The sequence below is a fragment of the Bacillus sp. FSL L8-0199 genome (genome assembly GCF_038005705.1).
Lineage (GTDB): Bacteria > Bacillota > Bacilli > Bacillales > Bacillaceae_G > Bacillus_A > Bacillus_A cereus.
In genome coordinates this window covers 3,264,496-3,287,008 of record NZ_JBBOTS010000001.1, presented here as the reverse complement: position 1 = coordinate 3,287,008, position 22,513 = coordinate 3,264,496, and the positions used below count along the sequence as shown (strand labels likewise).

Sequence of the window (22,513 nt, the reverse complement as noted above, 5' to 3'; positions counted from 1 at the left end):
AATATTTGTTAGATGCAAAGAGAGATGCAGGAATAGATACAAGGGGGAGTTATTATATGAACGGGAATACTGCAAAGAAAATAGAAGTTCAAGCTGAAAATACCGCACGAAAAAATGAGCAATATGCAGATCCGAAAAAGTGGCATAAGCAGGATACTACATGGGCACTGAGTCTATTTGGAACTGCAATTGGAGCAGGGGTGCTCTTTTTACCGATTAATGCAGGTTCAGGTGGTTTATTATCTTTACTACTAATTACATTACTTGCATATCCAGTTATGTACTACTCACATAGGGCGCTTGCTAAAATGATATACGCTTCTAATTCTGCTGATGAGGGGATCACAGGTACAATTAGAGAGTATTTCGGAAATAAAGCGAGTATCATTTTTAACATCGTATATTTCGGTTCAATTTATACAATCGTACTAATGTATTCGGTTGCGCTTACAAATACTGCAAGTAGTTTTATCGTGCATCAATTGCACATGCCAGAACCTCCAAGGGCTATTTTATCACTTGTATTAGTTCTTGGTCTTATCGCTATACTAAATTTTGGTCAAGATATTACTGTAAAGGTAATGAGTATGTTAGTGTATCCTTTCATAGTTTCTCTACTTTTTATCGCAATATCTTTAATTCCACAGTGGAATACGTCAATGCTTAGTTTTTCAGCTGTTTCAACTGCTTCAACAGGAACAGGCTATTTTGGGACGATATTGATGATTCTACCAATCATCGTATTCTCATTTAATCATTCACCTATGATTTCATCATTTGTTGTGAAACAGAGAGCTACGTATGGAATCGAAGCCACTGATGCTAAATGTGCGCAAATACAAAAGGTTTGTTATATCATGACATTCGCTGTTGTTATGTTCTTCGTTTGGAGTAGCGCATTGAGCTTGACTCCAGATGATATAAAAATGGCAAAAGAACAAAACTTATCAATTCTTTCATATCTTGCTAATGAGCTTAATTCGCCTGTAATCACTATTGCAGCTCCAATTATTGCTTTTGTGGCTATTACAAAGTCTTTCCTTGGCCATTATATAGGAGCATTTGAAGTAATGCGTGACATGATTATTAAGTTCGGTAAATCACGTGGAAAAGATATTGAAGAAAAAACAATTAAGACAGTAATCCTTACTTTTGTTGTATTATCATGCTGGTTCGTTGCTTATACAAATCCAAGTATTCTTGGACTTATTGATTCTCTAAGCGGTCCATTAGTTGCTGCTATCTTATGTCTATTACCGATGTATGCGATTCAAAAAGTTCCAGTACTAGCTAAATACAAAGGGAAAATGAGTAACGTATTTGTTATTATTGTAGGTGTACTTACTGTCTTAGCAAGTATTAAGTCATTATTCTAATTCACTATTATTCGTATTAGTGTAAAAATAGTTAATACGAATAACTTTTTGGACAAACTTCTCACATTGGAGAGTTTGTCCTTTTTTAGTCATTTTATCAACTTGCCGACAAACAGCCACCTTCCAGGCAGAAGGTGGCTTGTTTCGGTATTAATTTATTTTAACTATTCACGTCTGAATGGCCTTTTTGGAGCAATTAGCTCTAAATTAGTACCAGCTGAATCGGAGAAGTAGGCAACTCCTGTACCAAATCCAGTTTTCTAGCCGTCTTTTTGAAAGATAATTGGTTCGTCATCTGGGTGCTATCCTATGCCCATCAAGCTAACAAAATGGATTGCCTCTGAAACAAAAAATGATTTTTATTACTATAAAAAACGTAAAGTATCTGTTTTTAGAAAAAATTAATTTTTATAAATTGATGGAGGTATAACTCAATTCTTTTATATATGTAGTTAAATATGATTGTCAGAATGAACTTAAAGTAACTATGATTTCTAGAAATGCGAACTGATGTTTTGAATTGGTTTAAAGTTGCTGGAACAAAATAAAACCAATTGAGCAAAAAAACTTGCAAAAATAAAAAGAGAGATGTATATTAATTGATGTATCAATAATTGATATATCAATTAATGTTTTAACAAGAAAGAAAAGGAACATTTTATGAAGGAAATGTTCGTAAATATCAATGGAGAAGAGCGCAAAATACTTATTCATGTTCTATTACAGATGCAAAAAAATGTAGAGAATATTAAAGAATAGAGAGTGTAGGGGGCAGAATAGTGTGGAAATAATCGCAGCTATTTTAGTCGGGATCGTAGCATTAGAACATTTGTTTATCATGATCCTTGAAATGTTTTTTATTGATTCAAAAGTAGCGAAACGTGCTTTCAAATTACCGAAGCATTTAGAAGGAGATCGAAACGTAGCCATTATGTTTGCAAACCAAGGTTTATATAATGGATTTTTAGCGGCTGGTCTCATTTGGGGACTTGTACTTGGGCTCAATCCAATTGGTTATATGGTCCAATTATTTTTCGTGATTTGTGTGGTGATAGCAGCTATTTTCGGAGGTTTCACATCTAATAAATCAATTATTGTGAAACAAGGACTTCCAGCTGTTTTAGCATTGGTTGCCCTTTTATGTATAATATAGAATCAAAGTTTTTCAATAAAAGAACTCATTTTTGAAAAGAATACGCTATTCTTTCTTTAGAATTATAGGAAAGGATGGCGTTTTTGTATGTCTATTTCTATATGTAGTGAATTATAACTATTCTCTCAAGGGACTCAACTGCTTTTCAGCTTTTGGATATATTTTCATCCATCTTTGTTTCCTCCTATTGTTGGATAGTGTAATAATTGATAAAAATTTTGATGAAATTGGATTATAACGATTGATCAAAAAAGTTAGTGATTAAAAATATTATTCTTTAGTACATACATTTTTAAGATGTTAAATATATTTCATAATAGTCTCTGTAAGATAGGGATAAGTAGAATAGTACTTTTTATAACTTTGAATGTCATTCATAATAGCACCAGTAAGAAGAAAACAGGCTTTACGGTACTACTAGTTACCAAAGATGTTACAGTAGTTTATTTAGAATCAGATTGATTGAAAGGTTGTACTATATGGCCTAATAATTTCGAAAAAATGTCGGTGTGGCATAAAACAATTATGGAGGTTAAAGATATGAGTACTTCAAATTTGAATGAAATAAGTAAACAAATTTTAAAAGAGGAGGAAACACTTCAATTTTCCTCTTTTACAAATGAAGATGCCTTGCAACTAGGTTTATTTATCGTTGAAACAGCAAAGCGAGAGAGGAAATTGATTGCTGTTGATATAACGAAAAATGGTGTGCAATTATTTCATTTCAAGATGACAGGGACAAATGAGGAAAATACGAAATGGATTGAGCGTAAAAAACGAGTCGTTTCCCTGCATGATCGTAGCTCGTATTATATGCAGATACAAAGTGAAATAACTGGGGTCTCCTATAATGAAAAATATCTTTTAGATACTTCAGAATACGCTGCGTTTGGTGGATGTTTTCCTATCAGAATAAAAAACGTAGGGGTTATTGGAATGATAACAGTTTCAGGATTACCACCAGAAGAAGATCACAAATTGGTAATAAGGGCAGTTAAAAATCATTTGAAGCAATAGTAAAAGTAAATGTGATGGTTAAGTAAAAGCCAAGAATGAACATATTATTGTTCGTTTTTGGCTTTTTATTATTTTTTCTTATAGTCGGCTAAGAGGGTTCTTTTACAGGTAGTACTTAATTTTGCAATGTTCTTTAAATTGCATCGTTTTGTTCGAGTGAGCGAAATTGCTGTAATTGAAGATGCTCTAAATTAATGTGAAATTTGGTGATTAAAGTAGCTACATTTCATCTTTGTGTAAATATGAAACAAGCAGGATACATGAATAGAGAATGGGTAAAATAGTACCGAATGATGATTAGATTTTATGAATGATGTTATAAGGCTTTTTTTAGGAAAACTGAAGGAAGCAGTGTGTTTAGATTTAGAATGACTGGCAATGGGTGCTAGGAAGTTCAATGATTCAAAAATGAACTCATTTAAACGCATATTATCTTCGAGATGTATCATTTTGAAGAATATTAAAACTTAGGAGGAACGGAATTATGACAAAAGATTTCTATACTGCACTGAAAGAAAGACGTACTTACTATGGGATTAATAAAGAGGTACAAGTATCGGATGAAAAAATTAAAGAAATCGTGGAGTTTGCTGTGAAATATACTCCATCCGCTTTCAATTCTCAAACTGCACGATTAGTTGTATTATTTGGTGAAGCTCATGATAAATTATGGGATATTACCACTGAAACATTAAGAAAAGTAGTTGGAGATGGAGATTTTTCAGGAACGCAACAAAAAATGGATTCTTTTAAAGCTGGTTATGGAACAGTATTATTCTTTGAAGATGAGGCTATCGTTAAATCGCTTCAAGAAAAATTTGCTGCATATGCTGAAAACTTCCCAATTTGGTCACACCAAGCATCAGGTATGCACCAATTAGTCGTGTGGACAGGTTTAGAAGCAGAGGGATTAGGGGCATCATTACAACATTATAATCCATTAATTGACGATGAGGTAAAACAAGAATGGAATGTCCCTGCTAATTGGAAACTAATTGCACAAATGCCATTTGGTAATCCAACAGCTGCACCAGGTGAAAAAGAATTCCAACCACTTGAAGAGCGTGTGAAATTTCATAAGTAATATTCGAATGTAATAAAATAGAAATTTAATCAGTGGTGGTCTTACTGTCCGCAAATAGCAGGGGAAGCTAACTGTATTGTAAAAATAAAACTGTTTATTAATAAAAAAGCTTATTCGTTTTTTTTATTAATCGAGTATGTATGAATAAAAGATTTTAAAACACTATTTTAATCTGTAAGGGAAAAAGGTGATCGTTTTGATCACCTTGCTTTATTTCTTACATTTTATTTATTAAAAAACGCTAGCTTTTCATAAATGCTTGAAAAATTAGCGTTTTAATAATAGGTATCTGTAATTTGATTACTTAAAACTATATACGAAAAAGCTTTTATGTTATTCCTCAAGTTCTATCCATTCCTGTGACCATTCTTCTATTCCGCGAATAATAGCTTCTAAAGCAAATCCTTTTTGAGTTAAAGAATATTCTATACGAACTGGTGTCTCAGGAAAGACTTTACGTTCGACAATTCCTTCTAGTTCTAATTCTTTCAATCTTTCTGAAAGTAATCTTCCGCTAACAGGAAGAGAAGATTCAAGTGTACAAAAGCGCTGAGATCCAGAAAAAAGTTGGTAAATAATTAGTGCTGTCCATCGTTGACTAAAAAATTTCATTCCTTTTTCAAAGCGAGGGCATAATGTAGAATCATTCATTTTCCTTCACCTCCTAAAATAAATTATATAACATCTTACTATTAGTAACAAATGTTTTTATAATTAATTACTTGACGTAAATTGATTACGAATGTATACTCACTTACATAAAGTAACTAAGTTGTTTTATGTAACTAAAACTCTTTTCTTTAAATGGCCAAAGTTGTAATGATACATATTGCATATAAGCTGAGAGAAAAAAGAATAGCATCTGTAAAAACACTTACGTTGTGTAAGTTAAACAATAAAAAATATAACAATGGAAGAGAATTTTAGAGATTCTCTATACTAGGAGGTACCTAATGGTTACAACAGATACAATTCATATGTTAGAAGATAAAATTCAATTTATACATCAAGATGGAAAGGATATTTATTTAGTAGGCCCTATCAAATTGCCAATTAATTTATATGGGGAGACTAAAGTTTTTCAATGGTATTCTTGGTTACAATGTAGTGAGGTTACAAATAGTGTAGAAGGAATTATCGAAAAACTCTCATCTATTAATTTAGCTGATATGCAGCAATCTAGTGTACTTGTATATGGTGATTTTGAGAATTCTGAAGATGCCCTAATTCGTATGCATAGTATTTGTCACACCGGTGATATCTTTGGTAGTAAACGTTGTGACTGTGGATTCCAATTAAAGCAGTCTTTACAAATGATTACAGAACATGGTTCAGGTGCTTTATTTTACTTAGCGAATCATGAAGGAAGAGGAATTGGCTTGTTTAGTAAAGCTATGACGTACCTCTTGCAAGAAAATGGGTTAGATACAGTAGAAGCTAATCTGAACCTAGGTTTTGAAGATGATGTTCGAAACTATGATGATACAATTGAAGTATTAAAAGCGCTACGCTCAAAACCTGTAAAACTTATTACAAATAATCCGAAAAAATTAGAAGCGTTACAAAAAGCTGGATTAAATGTTACGAGTCGTGAACCGTTATGGGGTGATGTCTCAGAGTTTAATGAGAAATATTTGCAAACGAAGATTCAGCGTTCTGGACATTTTGAAGGGGGACACTTACATGCTTGAGCATGAATTGTATATGAAGCTAGCACTAGAAAATGCCAAGGCTATGAAGGGACAAACGACTCCAAATCCATTGGTTGGATCTGTAATTGTAAATGATAATCGAATTGTAGGGGTCGGAGCACATATGAAGGCCGGAGAACCACATGCCGAAATACATGCGATACGTATGGCTGGAGAACAGGCACGTGGTGGTACAATTTATGTAACTCTTGAACCTTGTTCTCATCATGGTAGAACAGGGCCTTGTGCTGAAGCAATTGTACAAGCAGGAATTAAGAAGGTAGTAGTTGCTACACTTGATCCAAACCCGCTTGTTTCTGGACGTGGAATTAAAATTCTACAAGATGCAGGTATTGAAGTACTTGTAGGAATGTGTGAAGAAGAATCTAAAAAAATGAATGAAGTCTTTAATAAATATATTTTGACAAAGCGCCCATTTGTAACGATTAAATCAGGAGTTACATTAGATGGGAAAATCGCTACGTCTTTATCGGATAGTAAGTGGATTACATCTACAGAAGCAAGACAAGAAGTACACCAAATACGAAACGAAAATGCGGCTATTTTAGTAGGAGCGAATACTGTTCAAAAGGATAATCCATCATTGACAACGCGTATTCCAAATGGCCGAAATCCAATTCGAGTAATATTGGACTCGATGTTACGCATACCGATGGAAGCTAACGTTGTTACAGATAGAGAAGCTCCTACCTGGATATTTACAACAAGTAATCATGCAGAGGAAAAAAAGAAAGCATTAGAAAATGCAGGAGTTAAAGTATTTGTTACTAGCGGAGAAAAGCATATAAACTTACATGAAATGCTTGATGTTTTAGGACAAAAAGGAGTTTCCTCCCTGCTTATTGAAGGTGGTGGAGAAGTAAATGCTTCGTTTATTGAAAATAAACTAATGGATAAAATTATTTTATATTTCGCACCTAAAATTATTGGAGGTAGATTGGCGCCTAGTTTTGTAGAGGGGACTGGTATTACTAAAATGAAAGATGCAATTGAATTTAAGGATATATCATTTACCCAGATTGGAAAAGATTATAGATTTATTGGCTATCCAGTATATCGGAAAGATGAGAAATAAGGGGAATAAAAACTACTTATATGTTCCGATAAATGGATTGCAGAAAGGAGCGATGAAGAGTGAAGTTTGGATTTGATATCGATGATACATTAATTGATTTAAGGCAGCATGCTTTTCATTTATATAATAAGAAATTAAACAAAAAAGTAGGGTTGGATGTATTCCATTCTTTAAAAACAATTGAAATTCATGAAGCATTTGGCATGACTTCGGAGGAAGGCGGTCATATGTGGAATAGTTTGCTGGATGAGATTTATTATACTTCTTGTTCACCGTTTCCATATGCTGTAGAGACATTGCAAGAATTAGAAAGACAGGGACATGAAATTTACTATATAACGGCGCGACCTAAAGAGCATGGAGAGCAAACAAAAAAATGGTTAATAGAAAAAGGATTTCCGGTACATGAAGATCGCTTTTTCTATGGAATGAAGGATGAAGAAAAAATACACTTCATACAAGAAATAAAATTAAACTATTTCTTTGATGATAAGCCGGCTGTTTTAGAAACGTTAATAGGAAAACCGATAAATGTATATGCAAAAACTACTTCTTACAATCAATATCTCAATATCCCGCGTATTACAAATTGGATGGAGTTAGGAGATATTATAAAGAAAGATATGTGAGGATTTAAATGGAAAATCAAATAGAGCCAAGAGCATATTGAGTATTACAATTTTAGAGGAAAGACATACGTATTATGTCTTTCCTTATTTTTTAATACTATCGTTTTTATTAGTGTGATGTGCTAGGAGTACTTCTAATAGAGGGGAAATAGAAAAATGAGCAATAAGAAAAATATTTTTAAGCTAGTCTTGTATGGAAGCGTAATTTATATATCATATCAGTGATGGTTTTCCCTGGTGCCACAGTATATGCGGATATTTTGGATAAGAAGTTCAAGAATTAATGAGATGTGTTCATAATCATGAATTTTTGGAAAACGAAAATTACAATGTTAGGTTATTTTGAATCAGTAGTGGACGATATGCAAAATTACATATTACAAAATAAACATCGTAATTTTGGGATTCTTGGTATAAAATACATTACTTAAACTATATATTAGAATGGAGAAAGTGAATTGGAATTATTAAGAAACAGTAAGGTTGGTACAAAACTAAACATATTAATAACTATATCAAGTATTGCATGTATAGTATTATCCCTAATAGGGTTTTGGGGATTAGAAAGAGGGAAAAGTACTTCCTCTAATATGTATGAGGATAATTTACTACCAATTGAGTGGATTGGAATTGTAGAATCTAATTTTTATCACGTTAATATGAACTTTATGGAAATAATGTTATCAAAAGATGAAAAAAGAATGAACGAATTAATAAGAGAAATGGATGGGATTCGTAAGGAAAATGATCATCTTTTAAAGCAGTTTGAGGCTAAGCTTATTTCTACTAAAGAAAAAGAATTATATAACACGTTTCATGAAACATTTAATGAATTAAGGACTCAAATGAAGAAAGCACAAGAATTAGGGAAGTCTAATAATGAGGAAGCATATGCATATTATCTAAAAGAGATTGAACCTAATATGCAAAAATCAATAAAATCAATTCGTGAATTGATTTTATATAATAGTAATAATGCAGAGCTTTTACAGAAGGAAAATAATAATAGTGCTCAAAATACAATGATAATGTTTGTTAGTATTTCGATTTTAGCAATTTTAATAATTATATTAATTGGATATGTTATTAAATTAACTATCCGAAAACCACTTGCATTACTACAAAATGATATGGAAAAAGTAGCAGCTGGAGATTTAACAACACGTACTCCTTATAAAGCAAATAATGAATTAGGGCATATTGTTCAGTCTTTTAATAGTATGTTAGATAACCTTCAACAATTAATTGCGAATGTTAAGATGACAACACAAGAGGTTATTTTTACTACGGAGGGCGTATTACAAGATACAAATCGAGCGTCTAGTATTTCAAATGAGGTTGTACAGACTGTTTTAGAAGTAAAAACAAAAATAGAAGGACAGGTAACTAGTATTCAGGAGAGCTCATCCTCAATGGAAGAAATTACAACCGGGGTGCAAACTGTAGCTGAATCTTCAGCAGTAGTCGCTGAGGTAGCAGTAACGACTACAGAACGAATAAATATCGGTAGTGAAGTGATAAATCACTCTATTCTTCAAATGAATAGTGTGCATGATGTTGTCGAGGAAACATCGAAAGTAATAAATAAACTTGTTACACATACACAACAGATTGATACAGCTCTCGCTGCAATTACTAATATTGCCGAACAAACGAATCTTCTTGCCTTAAATGCCGCTATTGAAGCGGCACGTGCTGGAGAGAATGGGAAAGGATTTGCAGTGGTTGCCGCAGAAGTTCGAGACTTGGCTGAGCAATCTAAAGAATCTGCAAAAGAAGTTAATCATTTAATAAAATCCATTCAAAAAGATACCCAAGATACAGTTAATGTCATGCAAAAAGGACAACAAAAGGCAGTAGAAGGAAAAGAAGCTGCTTACAAAGCGAATCAAACCTTCTTGTCTATTATGAGAGATATTGATAAGATTACAGGTCAAATTCAAGAAGTATCCGCAGCGACAGAAGAGATGTCTGCTGGTACAGAAGAAGTAAATGCTTCTCTTTCGCTAGTTTCTGAAACTGCAACGGATGTGAAAAAGGAGACTCTTCAAACTGTAAATTCAATTCAATCACAGGCCGAATCAATTGAACAAATATCAATCCAATCCAACAAAATGAAAGAAAAGGTGGAAGAATTAACGGAATTGGTTTCAAAATTTAATATTACAGAACAAAAAGAATGAGTAAATTGTAAAAGATTAGGTACGGCTATCAGCCTAAAAATAATTGATTTTTTACGATTAAAAAGATTTTAGTAATTAATTCAATCACAAGTGTAATAACATGTATAAAAAACATGAAGACTTAAGAGTCTTCGTGTTTTTTTATTGAATAATGTCTGAAAAAATATTGATAATTATACGATATTTTGGAATTTATCACAAAATATTCATATATGCAAAATTACATACATTTAATGATTGATAATCACGAGTTAATGTAACTATAATAATTACACTGATAAGTAACTTATTGACGACAATTATAAGTGAAGAAGGAGGGCTTTATTGTATTTTGTATATAAAAAAATAGAGAAGGAGATATGCAAATGAAAAGGTTACTTGTTATAGGCCTAATGTATACAATGTTTTTCCTCATAGGAAATATACACTTACATGCTGATGAACGAATAAATGCAAAAAAAATTACTAGTTTAGAAGAGCCTACTTGGATATTTCAGGCGGGCATAAGTAAGGGGAAATATCATGATCGACAAGATTTAGGATTTATTTTGAAGAGAAATACAGCATTAAAGGTAAGACAAACAAATCCTAATTTTAAAGACAAATTAACATTACGTTTATTGTCTAATGACTCAAAAAATGAAAAATCCATACAAGTAGGAAATGAATGGGTTACTATCCAAGGTGATACGTCTTTAGTTCCTTTCATAGATACTCCGTATGGTGAAGAGCACGCTGTACTTGAGTACCAAGTAGGGAATGAAAGTGCTACTAAACCCCTTCCCATTTATAAACAACAAGGAAGTGTATCTCAATTTTTTAGTACATGGGATCAATTTGATGGAGAGTATGCGTTACTTCAAGGGGAGAGTTTTCAATTATTTGTACCTAAAAAAGATAAAGAGTTAGTAAGATCTTTAAAAGATTTTCAATCATTGGATGAGTTAATTGCGTATTATGAAGATATTTTTGTGATGTATGATTCAATTATTGGTTTAGATGGCTCAACGTTTGAAAATAAAAAAAGTCAAAATCGTTATTTCTTAAAAGCAGATATATCTGGTGCTGGCGGTGCCTATTATGGCACAAATTGGACAGCGAATAGTACAGATAGTACAAAGATGTGGTTAGATAAACTAAGTTGGGGAACTTTACATGAAATCGCTCATGGATACCAAGCTGGTTTTGATAATCAAGGAATATTTACAGGAGAAGTTTCTAATAATCTATTTGGTGTTCAATATCAATATAGTAAATACGGCAAAAAAGCAGATCAAGTTGGTTGGTTGTTTAATTTCGGAAAAAAGGAACAGGTAGAACGGAATTTATATAATGCTTTAATGAAAGAAAATAAAAATTATGATGATTTAGATTTACGACAAAAACTTATTCTTTTAACGATGGCGAAACAAAAAGCTGGCGATGAAGCATTTGCAAAAATGTATCAAGGTTATCGAAAACTAGCTAGCAATGCTGCTTTCAAAAAAGGTGACCATTCTTTACCAGATTTAATGAATCAGTATTATAGTGAGAATGGACAAGTTGATTTTACACCTGTTTTTGAAAGATGGGGCTTTAAGCTTAATCATAAACAAATAGAGATGAATAGGGCGAAAGGTTTTCCGGCTGTTACTTCTTTAGCTTATATAGTGCCTGAATCACAATTAGCGAAAGCAAGAGCTATAGTTGATCCTGATATTCCGATAAACTCCAACTTCGAAATAGTTACGAATCAGCAAATTGCTCCACTTGGGCTAAAAGGGAATTTGCATATCCATTTAAATACAAATGAAATAGATACATTAAAAGGAGGAAAAATTAAATTAAAAGAAGGGAATACAGTTATTCAAGAGAAAACAATTGAAACAACAGATATCAATTTACAAGACGTACCAAATGGAGTGTATACGGTTGAAATTTCAGGTGGGAAAACGAATAGTATGTACCATTTCAGTTCGTATTATGCCTATGTAAAAGAAAAAGATAATAGTCTAAAGATTGATATTAACGAAATGAAAGTGAGTAAGTTGGTAAATGAAACGATTCAATTCCTAGGATTAGGAGATGACCAGTTTGCCGTATTAAATACAGACTTAGAGCAAAATCGAGCTATTTTTACGGTTACTACTAAAACGCCTCATAGCTATTATGTAGGTGAAAAATATGCATCGATAGAGGTCTTTAATGAAAAAGGTGAAAAAATTTATACGAAGGAAATGGAAGGAACAAATGTAACAATTGTAAAAGATATCATTCCACTAAAAGAGGGATATAGAATTAAAATCTATCATGATGAAATAAAAAAACGATTAACTAGTAAAGCTACTATTATTAATCCTATGAATAAAACGAATGAATTTATAATAACAAAATGGGGATTGAAAAATACTTCTTTGCAAAATAATCCAGAAGAAAATCTTATACAAAGAATTGATGAAGAAATGGAAGCGATTATAGGTAATCAGTTTTTAAAAGAGATACCAATGCAAAAATTAGAAATGAAAAAGAATGTGTGGATGGCAATAAATATGTTATCAGAACCACAAAAAATAACGTATATGAATAAATATAAAGATAGCTTATATAATGAGTAATTTTTGAGAAATGAATTGAATCTAAAAAAGTAGCAAACCAATCTATTAACCTATGTATGTAGAGGTATGTAAAAACGATTGGCCATAGTTAAAATTTTTTATCTATGCTTAAAATTCTAAAATACATTTATTTAATTTAATAATACGATTATAAAGGAGTAAAAATATGAATAATTTCGTAAAGGTAGGTTTAACTACAGGAGTGGTGTTATCGGCGATTATGCCTTATGGAGGAGTACATGCGAAAACAGAAGATTTAAAAGTGGAAACAAAGGAAGATACGTTCCGAACAGGTAATTTAACAGCACCTTCTCAAAATTCGGCAGAAAATGTAGCAAAGGATGCACTAAAAGGAAAAACAGAACAAGCATTATCATCAAAGCAAGTTAATACGGAATCCAAAGTTAATTATAATGTTACGCAAAGTCGTAAATCTTATGATGGTACTACATTGGTACGTCTTCAACAAACGTATGAAGGACGTGATGTATACGGATATCAACTAACAGCACATATTAATGATGATGGTGTACTTACGAGCGTTTCGGGAGATAGTGCTCAAGATTTACAACAACAGGAAGATTTGAAACAACCTATTACTCTATCAGAAGAGGATGCAAAGAAACAGCTTTTCAACATCTATGGAAATGATCTCACATTTATTGAAGAACCAGAAATTAAACAAGTGGTATATGTAGATGAAAATACAAATAAAGCTACAAACGCATATCAAATTACTTTTAGTGCATCTACACCTGAATATGTATCCGGTACAGTATTAATTGATGCTTTTGGTGGTAATCTATTAAAAGAACTCGTTCAAAAATTGGGTATACAAGTAGAGAGTAGTATTGTCCAATCTGCGACATCAAATAAATCAACAGATCCTTCAAAATTAACAGGTACAGGAAAAGATGACTTAGGTATTAATCGTACGTTTGGAATTACACAAAGAAGTGATGGAACGTACATGCTTGCAGATTATTCTCGTGGTAAGGGAATTGAAACATATACTGCTAATTATAAAGATTATAATAATTATAGAAGAAATGTATGGGGTTATCTCGATGATTTAGTAACAAGTAATTCTACAAATTTTACAGATCCTAAAGCAGTTAGTGCCCATTATTTAGCAACGAAAGTATATGATTTTTATCAAGAAAAATATGGCCGTAACAGCTTTGATAATAACGGACAAAAAGTAATTTCTGTCGTTCATGGTTGGAACACAAATGGTACGAATAAAGGAAATCCTAAGCAGTGGTTTAATGCATTTAGTAATGGCGCTATGCTAGTATACGGAGATCCAATTGTTAGAGCATTTGATGTGGCAGGACATGAATTTACACACGCGGTTACAAGAAATGAGTCTGGACTTGAGTACGCAGGAGAAGCTGGTGCAATTAATGAAGCGTTATCTGATATTTTAGGAGTAGCAGTTGAAAAGTATGCCAATAACGGAAAGTTCAATTGGACAATGGGAGAACAATCAGGTCGTATTTTTAGAGATATGAAAAACCCATCATCTATCTCTTCTAGATATCCAGAGGATTATAGGCATTATAATAACTTACCTATTGATGCTGACCACGATCATGGTGGTGTACACACGAACTCTAGCATTATTAATAAAGTAGCTTACTTGATTGCTAGTGGTGGAAGCCATAATGGAGTAAACATACATGGCATTGGAGAAGATAAAATGTTTGATATTTTCTATTATGCAAATACGGATGAATTAAATATGGCTTCTGATTTTAAAGAATTAAAAGAAGCTTGTATTCGTGTAGCAACGAACTTATATGGTAAAGACTCATTAGAAGTACAAGCTGTCCAACAAGCCTTTAAAGCAGCGTATATTTAATATTATTGTGATGAATTACAAACTCTTTCATTTTAATATAGTGATTAATTTGTATTTATGGACAAAAACCTTGTAGAATTTTTCTGCAAGGTTTTTTTGAATGTTATCCCGCTATTTGCTGGGCAGTAAGACCCCCACCTCAAAATTTAGCTGTTATTTTTTTACTTGTTGTAAAGGATGGAAAGCTTTTAAGGTTGTGGCACGCCTTTTAAGAAAAAGATAAGGCGAAGCGATCTCGCTGTTATTTTCCAACAACAAACATTTGTTATTTGTATTATTTAGTGAAAGTTACCAAACGTTTTTCAAAACTATTTTACCTATTGCTTTATTTGACTCCAAATATTCATGTGCTTGTGCAACTTCATCAAACGTAAAAGGTTTAGAATCTAGCAATGGACGAAGTTTTCCTTCTTCTACAATTTGCGTTATTTTCGTTAAGATTTCTCCGCAATCATTACGCTTATCTGTATGTAATATTTTTAATGCCATAAAAGTAACGTGCAGAGAGAGTCCTTTTGCGTGTAAAGGAGAGAGGTCATGGGTTGAACGAGCTGCAATAGTTACGACAGTTCCATTGACCGCAGCAGCTTCAAAAGAATGATCAAGATTCTTGCCGCCTACTGTATCAAATATAACTTCAAATCCGTTTCCGTTCGTATGTTTTTGTACATATTCTTGAACAGCTTCTTCTTTATAATTAATAGCTATATCGGCTCCTAAACGATGGGCTATTTCCATTTTGTTTTGCTGAGAAGCTGTTGTGAAAACTTTAGCGCCTGCCCATTTAGCTAGTTGAATGGCTACGTGTCCTACGCCACCAGTAGCTCCATGAATGAGAACATTTTGACCAGGTTTAATATTTGCACGATCAAATAAAGATTCCCAAGCTGTAATTGCAACTAATGGTAGAGCAGCAGCTTCTTCCATTGTTAAATTGTTAGGTTTGTGAGCAATTAATCGTGCATCAGCAAGCATAAATTCTGCAAGTGCACCTCCAGTTTCTTTAAAACCTCCGGCACATCCGTATACTTTATCCCCTGATTTGAATTTCGAAACACCTTCTCCTACTTCAATAACAATACCAGCTACATCGCCGTGTAATATAGCTGGAAACTCAGGAGCGACGGCTGAAACGGTTCCACTCCGCATTTTTGTATCGATTGGATTTACACTTGTTGCTTTTACATCGATTAGAACATGACCTGGTAAAAGTTTTGGTTTTGAAACTTCTTCTAATTGAAATACAGATGAATCACCAAAAGAATGGATAATTTGTGCTTTCATAGTTTATACCTCCTGTTTGTGGTTATAGCATAGCAAAGTACGAAAAATAAGTATAATATTTTGAATTTTGTTAGTGAGAATTTTATATAGAGAAGGGGAAAGTACGTGAAATAATGTAACGTACTTGCGAAAGCAATTGTAAAGCTTTATGAAGAAAGGGTAGATGGTATTTTTGCAGCATGATTTATTCATTATGTTTATCCCGCTATTTGCCGGGCAGTAAGACCCCCGCCTCAAAATTCAGCGGAAGCAGAAGTTAGGTGGAGGATCAACTGCCCGTAAAAGCCCGATTGGTGAAGGCTAATAATCAGTAGGGATGAACAAAACCTCCACTGATTAAAGTTTCACTTTATTCGGAGCGACAGGGGATTTAGCGAAACGCAAAATTCACCCTGCTTTATACAAACTATTTAGTAATGAAAATATACCGCAGTATATTTCAATTATCGGTATTGGTAGAAAGGTAATGTCAGATGTGGAATTTCAAACAAAGGTAGAACAATCCATTGCTAGATTTTCTAGAAGATCTACTGATGACGAATCAGGAGTAGAAGGATTCATTAGCACATTTCGTTATTGTCAATTAAATACAGCGAATGTAGAGGACTATCAAGATTTGTTTAGTCTTGTAAAGAGGCGTGAAACAGAATTAAACATTCCTGAAAACCGCATGTTTTACCTATCTGTTATACCAGAAGTATTTGATGTCATTGCTTTAAATATTAAGGAAAGTGGATTGTGAGCTATAAAAGGATTAAATCGTCTTATTATAGAGAAGCCTTTTGATTATAATGTAATGTCTGCTCGTGAGTTTAACGCAAAATTAATTGAATATTTAGATGAAACTGATATTTATTATAACGATCATTATCTTTGAAAATGAATGGTAACTAGGAATACACTTAGAAAAGTATTACGAAATAAATCGTATGTAATTCAAGACATTTTTATTGACGATAATAATTTATGTGGTTAATATATTAGACATAAGATTATTTAATTACTAAAAGTAATCAGATATAAAATGTTTTGTTAAATTCTATAAATAAGTAAGTTGTGGTAGAAATGCTTTGAATTGCCACTATTAATATTGGGGACAATTAAAAAGCGAAAGGTATAAAAAGAATTGGAATTTGATAACTCTTTGTTTTTATAAAACATGAGCTTCTGTACAATTCATTTTTAAAATATTGACAAGGATTATACAACAAGAGGGGGACTGAAATTGGAATCAATGACCTTTGTTTTATTTGGAGCGACAGGGGACTTAGCGAAACGCAAAATTTACCCCGCACTATATAACTTATATAGAGATCAAAAGCTTCCAAAGCAAATATCCGTTATCGGGCTTGGGAGACGTCAAGTATCTCATGTAGATTTTCAAGAAAGAATAAAAGAATCAATAGAGACGTTTTCCCGTCATAGAGAAGAAGGTACTCCGGAACTGGAAGGTTTTTTAGATAATTTTCGCTATTGTCCATTAGATGTGAGTAAGCCAGAAGACTATGAGAGGTTATTACAAGTCGTTCGTGAAAGGGAAGAAGAATTACATATAAAAGGAAATAGAATGTTTTATCTTTCCGTTGCTCCTGAATTTTTCGAGACCATTGCTTTAAATATTAAAGAAAGCGGACTTGATAAAACGGATGGATGGAAACGTCTGATGATTGAGAAACCATTCGGGCACGACCTTACATCTGCTCGTGAGCTTAACGATAAGCTTAGTCGCACGTTTGAAGAAGACGAGATATACCGTATCGATCATTATTTAGGTAAACCGATGATTCAAAATCTTGAAGCATTAGAATTTGCAAATCCTGTTCTCCAATCAATTTGGAATAAAGAACATATAGCGAATGTACAAATCACAGCGAGTGAAACAGTTGGGGTTGAAGAAAGGGCAGGATATTATGACCAGGCAGGGGCTATTCGAGATATGGTTCAAAATCATATGTTACAAATATTAATGATGACTGCTATGAATCTGCCGGAAAAGGTTAATGCATGTGAAATTCGAGAGGAAAAGCGAAAGGTAATGGAAACGCTTCGTAAAGTGAAAAAAGAAGACGTTCAAAGCCATATCATTCGCGGACAATACGCTGCAGGTGAGATAAAAGGCGGGCAAGTTGTAGCATACAAAGAGGAGCCAGGAGTAAATCCTTCTTCTAACATAGACACATTTGTTGCTGCTCGCCTGTGGATCGATAATCCATTTTGGACTGGCGTTCCCTTCTATATACGAACAGGCAAACGAATGAAAGAAAAGTCTACTCGTATTGTAATCGAGTTTAAAAATACGTTAAAACAGCAATATCAAGATAATAATCCAAATGCAGCACCTAACTTATTAATAATTGAAATTAGCCCAGGTGAGAACGTTTCATTACAGTTAAACAGTAAAAATCCATTGAAAAATGGAGAAATTGAACCGATGCGTATTAACTTTACTTGTGAGCAAGCGGATGTGGGAGTACCTGAAGCGTATGAAAGACTCATTCATGATGCTGTGAGTGGAGACGCTACATTCTTTGCACATTGGAGAGAAGTTGAATTGTCATGGGAATGGGTACAACCAATTCTTGAAGCGTTCGAGGAAAACTTATTGCCGCTTTATGAATATGAGTCTGGTTCATATGGTCCAGAAGCGTCTAATGAACTGTTGCAAGAAAGTGGATTTAAATGGTGGTTAGATCAAGAGACGGAAAAATAAGTACTTTCTTTAATGAAAGCATTTAGGGGGACGATTACTATGACACAAAACATAAATCAATTAGCAGTGAATACACTTCGTACGTTATCGATTGATGCTATTAATGCGGCAAACTCAGGTCATCCAGGTCTTCCGATGGGAGCAGCACCAATGGCTTATGCATTATGGGCGAATCATTTAAATTACAATCCTAATCACCCAGAATGGTTTAACCGTGATCGTTTCGTTTTATCGGCGGGACATGGATCAAGTCTGTTATATAGCTTACTTCATTTAGCTGGATATGATGTTTCAATTGATGACTTGAAAAACTTCAGAAAGTTAAATAGTAAAACACCAGGACATCCTGAGTTTGGGCATACTCCTGGAGTTGAAGCGACTACAGGCCCGTTAGGACAAGGGATTGCTAATGCTGTCGGAATGGCAATGGCAGAAGCTCATTTAGCAGCGAAGTTCAATAAGGATGGTCACTCTATTATAGATCACAATACGTATGCTTTAGTCGGAGATGGTGACTTAATGGAGGGTGTCGCTTATGAAGCGATGTCAATGGCAGGACATATGAAACTTGGCAAGTTAATTGTACTGTATGATTCAAATGAAATTTCACTTGATGGTGAATTAGGCATTGCTTTCTCTGAAGATATTCAGAAAAGGGCAGAATCTGTACATTGGCAATATGTAAGAGTTGAAGATGGAAACGATGTTGATGCGATTACAAAAGCTATTCAATCAGCGAAAGAAAATACGGATCAACCTACTCTTATAGAAATTAGAACCATTATAGGTTATGGAAGTCCAAAAGTTGCTGGAACGAACAAAGCACATGGTAATCCGCTTGGAGTAGAAGAAGCGACAGCGACAAAACAAGTGTATGGTTGGAATTATGAGGAAGATTTCTTTGTACCTGAAGAAGTAAAAGCTCATTTTAATGAACTAAGACAAAAAGGTATTGAAAAAGACAATGACTGGAATGAGCAGTTCAACTTATACAGAGAAGCGAATCCTACACTGGCAGATGAATTAGAAAAAGCGATTACAGGTGAGGTTTTAATTGAAGCAAAAGACATTCTATCTTTTGATACTGAAAAAACGATTTCCACTCGTGTTGCAAGTGGGGAAGCTATTAATCATTATGTGAAATCGATTCCTTCTATTTTCGGTGGAAGTGCGGATCTTTCTCATTCTACGATGACAGATATAAAAGGTGAAGCAGTATATGCAGTAGAATCATATGCTGGACGAAATATATATTTCGGTGTACGTGAACATGCAATGGGCGCTGCAGCGAATGGATTGGCGCTTCATGGAGGAGTAAAACCTTTCGTAAGTACATTCTTTGTATTTAATGATTATCTTCGTCCGTCCATTCGACTGGCTGCACTGCAAAAGTTACCTGTTACTTACGTATTTACACATGATTCGATTGCTGTAGGAGAAGATGGTCCAACGCATGAACCAATTGAACAATTGGCAGCTCTTCGAGCAATTCCTGGTCTAACAGTTATCCGTCCGTCAGATGCAAATGAAACAGCAAGTGCTTGGGCGTATGCTTTACAGCAAACGGATGGTCCAGTCGTTTTAGTACTGAGCCGTCAAAATTTACCGGTGTTTAATGAAACGAAAGCGAACATAGAGAATCTCTCTAAAGGAGCTTACGTATTAACACAAACGAATGAAAATCCGGATGTGATTTTAATTGCGACAGGTTCTGAAGTATCCTTAGCTGCTAGTGCGAAAGCAAAATTAGAAGAAGATCAAGTTTCTGTTCGCATCGTTGCAATGCCGAGCTGGGAGTTATTCGATCACCAATCGAACGAATATAAAGAATCCGTTCTTCCGTCTTCTATAACGAAACGAGTATCTCTTGAAATGGGTGTATCTCTCGGTTGGGAACGTTATGTAGGACAAGAAGGAAAAGTAATATCAATTGAAACATTTGGAGCTTCAGGTACTGGAGCTGAAGTCATGAATCTATTTGGATTTACGACAGAAAATGTTGTTCAAATTACAAAAAATGTGTTGAATTCTTAAGCTATGACTGTGAATACCTTTCTGTACATATTAAAATTTCAGTGCTGAAAGGTATTCCAGATTGTAGTGATATGGATTTTTAATAAAAGATGATTTGAGGAGGAATTATATTATGCAAGTAGGATTAATTGGGTTAGGTAAAATGGGATTAAATTTAGGGAAAAATTTAATGGATCATAAACATGAAGTAGTAGCATTTGATTTAAATACGAGCGCAGTAGAAGAAATGAAAGAGTACGGGGCAACAGGTACATCTAGTTTAAGTGAACTTGTTCAGTCATTACAATCACCAAGAATTCTTTGGGTAATGGTACCACACGCTGTTGTTGATTCTGTTATTGATGAGGTTACACCACTTTTATCAAAAGGAGATATTTTAATTGAAGCTGGTAATTCACATTATAAAGAGTCTATCCGCCGATATGAGCAATTAAAGAAAGATGGCATTCACTTTATGGATGCAGGAACTTCTGGCGGAATGGAAGGCGCTCGTAATGGTGCTTGTTACATGATCGGAGGAGATCAAGAAGCTTGGGACATCGTTGAACCTATCTTCCGCGATACTGCTGTAGAAAATGGATTCTTATATGCTGGAAAAGCTGGTAGTGGTCACTTCTTAAAAATGGTTCATAACGGAATTGAATACGGTATGATGGCTGCTATTGGTGAAGGATTTGAGATTCTAGAGAAAAGTGAATTTGACTACGATTATGAAAAAGTATCAAGAGTATGGAACAACGGTTCAGTGATTCGTTCTTGGTTAATGGAATTAACAGAAAATGCATTTTCTAAAGATGCAAAACTGGATGAGATTAAGGGTGTTATGCATTCTTCTGGTGAAGGAAAATGGACAGTAGAAACAGCATTAGACCTTCAAACAGCAACTCCTGTTATCGCAATGTCTCTATTAATGCGCTACCGCTCATTAGACAATGATACATTTACAGGAAAAGTTGTAGCAGCTCTGCGCAATGAATTTGGTGGACATGCAGTAGAAAAGAAATAAAGTGAAACTTTAATAAGTAGGGGCTTCATTCCACACAAATCGGGCTTTTACGGGATAAGCATATTAAACATGTAACTCATCAACGTTTAAAAACTGGAGGGAATTAATCATGAAATTTTTTATTGATACTGCAAATCTTGAGGATATAAAAAAAGCATATAAACTTGGAGTTTTAGCTGGTGTTACAACGAATCCTTCTTTAGTAGCAAAAGAGGGCATTAAATTTGAAGACCGTATTGCAGAAATTTGTCAGGCGGTTCCTAAAGTTGAATCTGTTTCGGCAGAAGTAACGCCAGATGCTGTTACAGCTGAAGAAATGATTGCTCAAGCAGAAGAACTGATTAAAATTAACGGTGGCGATGAAAAAGTTACAATTAAACTTCCGATGACGTTAGCTGGATTAGAAGCTTGTCGCTACCTTACTGAAAAAGGTGTGAAAACGAACGTTACACTTATTTTCACTGTGAACCAAGCACTTTTAGCTGCTCGAGCAGGTGCAACGTACGTTTCTCCATTTTTAGGACGCTTAGATGATATTTCTGAAGATGGTGTACTATTAGTTGCTAAAATTGCTGAATTATTCGATGTTCATCAATTAGATACACAAATTATTGCGGCTTCTGTCAGACATCCAGATCATGTAACTCGTGTAGCGATGGCAGGTGCTCACATTGCAACAATCCCTTATAAAGTAATTGAACAACTTGCTATGCACCCATTAACAGACCAAGGTATTGAGAAATTTGCTGCTGATTGGGCGAAAGCGCCTAAATTATAATGTTATGAAAGTGA

General features: G+C 34.0%; 16 protein-coding genes and 1 pseudogene. 15 read left to right on the top strand and 2 right to left on the bottom strand.

The annotated features are described in order from the left end of the window. The first annotated feature begins 56 nt into the window (after nucleotides 1-56). The 4 genes from NST86_RS17060 (at nucleotide 57) to NST86_RS17040 (ending at nucleotide 4,630) form a co-directional block, all read left to right on the top strand. Nucleotides 57-1,376, top strand: a complete 1,320-nt coding sequence (locus NST86_RS17060; protein WP_001014190.1) for an aromatic amino acid transport family protein — start codon at nucleotides 57-59, stop codon at nucleotides 1,374-1,376. A gap of 781 nt (nucleotides 1,377-2,157) precedes the next feature. After that, nucleotides 2,158-2,529 carry a DUF1304 domain-containing protein gene (locus tag NST86_RS17050; RefSeq protein WP_000402471.1) on the top strand — a complete coding sequence of 124 codons (372 nt, stop codon included), beginning with the start codon at nucleotides 2,158-2,160 and terminating at the stop codon, nucleotides 2,527-2,529. A 501-nt stretch (nucleotides 2,530-3,030) separates the two neighbouring features. Continuing rightward, the gene (locus NST86_RS17045) at nucleotides 3,031-3,546 is read left to right on the top strand and encodes a heme-degrading domain-containing protein (protein ID WP_140159051.1); all 516 of its coding nucleotides are present in this window, start codon (nucleotides 3,031-3,033) and stop codon (nucleotides 3,544-3,546) included. 484 nt (nucleotides 3,547-4,030) lie between these two features. Further along, nucleotides 4,031-4,630, top strand: coding sequence for a nitroreductase family protein (locus tag NST86_RS17040; RefSeq protein WP_000158938.1), 600 nt, complete (start codon nucleotides 4,031-4,033; stop codon nucleotides 4,628-4,630). A 333-nt stretch (nucleotides 4,631-4,963) separates the two neighbouring features. On the opposite strand, the gene NST86_RS17035 is transcribed toward NST86_RS17040, so the two are convergent. Continuing rightward, on the bottom strand, nucleotides 4,964-5,281 hold the full coding sequence (locus NST86_RS17035; protein WP_001000104.1) for a winged helix-turn-helix transcriptional regulator: 318 nt from the start codon (nucleotides 5,279-5,281) through the stop codon (nucleotides 4,964-4,966). 302 nt (nucleotides 5,282-5,583) lie between these two features. Between NST86_RS17035 and NST86_RS17030 the strand changes: the two genes are divergently transcribed. The 6 genes from NST86_RS17030 (at nucleotide 5,584) to NST86_RS17005 (ending at nucleotide 14,687) form a co-directional block, all read left to right on the top strand. Next, nucleotides 5,584-6,321 (top strand): GTP cyclohydrolase II, encoded by a 738-nt coding sequence (locus NST86_RS17030; RefSeq protein ID WP_000258865.1) that lies wholly within the window; start codon nucleotides 5,584-5,586, stop codon nucleotides 6,319-6,321. Beyond that, the gene (gene ribD / locus NST86_RS17025; RefSeq protein WP_061664252.1) at nucleotides 6,314-7,417 is read left to right on the top strand and encodes a bifunctional diaminohydroxyphosphoribosylaminopyrimidine deaminase/5-amino-6-(5-phosphoribosylamino)uracil reductase RibD; all 1,104 of its coding nucleotides are present in this window, start codon (nucleotides 6,314-6,316) and stop codon (nucleotides 7,415-7,417) included. Before NST86_RS17030 ends, ribD begins: the two co-directional genes overlap by 8 nt. 59 nt (nucleotides 7,418-7,476) lie before the next feature. Then, complete coding sequence (locus tag NST86_RS17020; RefSeq protein WP_000668223.1) at nucleotides 7,477-8,046, top strand: 5' nucleotidase, NT5C type; 570 nt, start codon at nucleotides 7,477-7,479, stop codon at nucleotides 8,044-8,046. 458 nt (nucleotides 8,047-8,504) lie between these two features. Next, the gene (locus NST86_RS17015; protein ID WP_061664253.1) at nucleotides 8,505-10,229 is read left to right on the top strand and encodes a methyl-accepting chemotaxis protein; all 1,725 of its coding nucleotides are present in this window, start codon (nucleotides 8,505-8,507) and stop codon (nucleotides 10,227-10,229) included. A gap of 365 nt (nucleotides 10,230-10,594) precedes the next feature. Next, complete coding sequence (locus tag NST86_RS17010) at nucleotides 10,595-12,823, top strand: putative mucin/carbohydrate-binding domain-containing protein (RefSeq protein WP_000826243.1); 2,229 nt, start codon at nucleotides 10,595-10,597, stop codon at nucleotides 12,821-12,823. A 166-nt stretch (nucleotides 12,824-12,989) separates the two neighbouring features. Continuing rightward, nucleotides 12,990-14,687 carry a M4 family metallopeptidase gene (locus NST86_RS17005; protein WP_227593145.1) on the top strand — a complete coding sequence of 566 codons (1,698 nt, stop codon included), beginning with the start codon at nucleotides 12,990-12,992 and terminating at the stop codon, nucleotides 14,685-14,687. A gap of 288 nt (nucleotides 14,688-14,975) precedes the next feature. On the opposite strand, the gene NST86_RS17000 is transcribed toward NST86_RS17005, so the two are convergent. Next, entirely contained in the window at nucleotides 14,976-15,971 is a 996-nt protein-coding gene (locus NST86_RS17000) for a zinc-dependent alcohol dehydrogenase family protein (protein ID WP_061664255.1), read from the bottom strand. Nucleotides 15,972-16,311: 340 nt separating this feature from the next. Here NST86_RS17000 and NST86_RS16995 point away from each other — a divergent pair. The 5 genes and pseudogenes from NST86_RS16995 to fsa all read left to right on the top strand — a co-directional run. After that, a pseudogene (locus NST86_RS16995) lies at nucleotides 16,312-16,848 on the top strand (glucose-6-phosphate dehydrogenase); the annotation flags it as partial. A gap of 348 nt (nucleotides 16,849-17,196) precedes the next feature. Then, entirely contained in the window at nucleotides 17,197-18,681 is a 1,485-nt protein-coding gene (gene zwf / locus NST86_RS16990; protein WP_000445363.1) for a glucose-6-phosphate dehydrogenase, read from the top strand. Nucleotides 18,682-18,720: 39 nt separating this feature from the next. Further along, nucleotides 18,721-20,715, top strand: a complete 1,995-nt coding sequence (gene tkt, locus NST86_RS16985) for a transketolase (protein ID WP_086423501.1) — start codon at nucleotides 18,721-18,723, stop codon at nucleotides 20,713-20,715. A 112-nt stretch (nucleotides 20,716-20,827) separates the two neighbouring features. Further along, nucleotides 20,828-21,721 (top strand): phosphogluconate dehydrogenase (NAD(+)-dependent, decarboxylating), encoded by an 894-nt coding sequence (gene gnd, locus NST86_RS16980; protein WP_001195925.1) that lies wholly within the window; start codon nucleotides 20,828-20,830, stop codon nucleotides 21,719-21,721. Nucleotides 21,722-21,830: 109 nt separating this feature from the next. Beyond that, nucleotides 21,831-22,499, top strand: coding sequence for a fructose-6-phosphate aldolase (gene fsa, locus NST86_RS16975; protein WP_000667676.1), 669 nt, complete (start codon nucleotides 21,831-21,833; stop codon nucleotides 22,497-22,499). The last annotated feature ends 14 nt before the right edge of the window (nucleotides 22,500-22,513 follow it).

Excerpts from the sequence above, each read along its gene's own strand:
- tkt (WP_086423501.1), top strand. The coding sequence starts at position 18,721 with ATGACACAAAACATAAATCAATTAGCAGTGAATACACTTCGTACGTTA.
- ribD (WP_061664252.1), top strand. The coding sequence starts at position 6,314 with ATGCTTGAGCATGAATTGTATATGAAGCTAGCACTAGAAAATGCCAAG.
- gnd (WP_001195925.1), top strand. The coding sequence starts at position 20,828 with ATGCAAGTAGGATTAATTGGGTTAGGTAAAATGGGATTAAATTTAGGG.
- NST86_RS17060 (WP_001014190.1), top strand. The coding sequence starts at position 57 with ATGAACGGGAATACTGCAAAGAAAATAGAAGTTCAAGCTGAAAATACC.
- NST86_RS17010 (WP_000826243.1), top strand. The coding sequence starts at position 10,595 with ATGAAAAGGTTACTTGTTATAGGCCTAATGTATACAATGTTTTTCCTC.
- NST86_RS17030 (WP_000258865.1), top strand. The coding sequence starts at position 5,584 with ATGGTTACAACAGATACAATTCATATGTTAGAAGATAAAATTCAATTT.
- NST86_RS17035 (WP_001000104.1), bottom strand. The coding sequence starts at position 5,281 with ATGAATGATTCTACATTATGCCCTCGCTTTGAAAAAGGAATGAAATTT.
- NST86_RS17005 (WP_227593145.1), top strand. The coding sequence starts at position 12,990 with ATGAATAATTTCGTAAAGGTAGGTTTAACTACAGGAGTGGTGTTATCG.
- fsa (WP_000667676.1), top strand. The coding sequence starts at position 21,831 with ATGAAATTTTTTATTGATACTGCAAATCTTGAGGATATAAAAAAAGCA.
- NST86_RS17045 (WP_140159051.1), top strand. The coding sequence starts at position 3,031 with ATGTCGGTGTGGCATAAAACAATTATGGAGGTTAAAGATATGAGTACT.
- NST86_RS17000 (WP_061664255.1), bottom strand. The coding sequence starts at position 15,971 with ATGAAAGCACAAATTATCCATTCTTTTGGTGATTCATCTGTATTTCAA.
- NST86_RS17040 (WP_000158938.1), top strand. The coding sequence starts at position 4,031 with ATGACAAAAGATTTCTATACTGCACTGAAAGAAAGACGTACTTACTAT.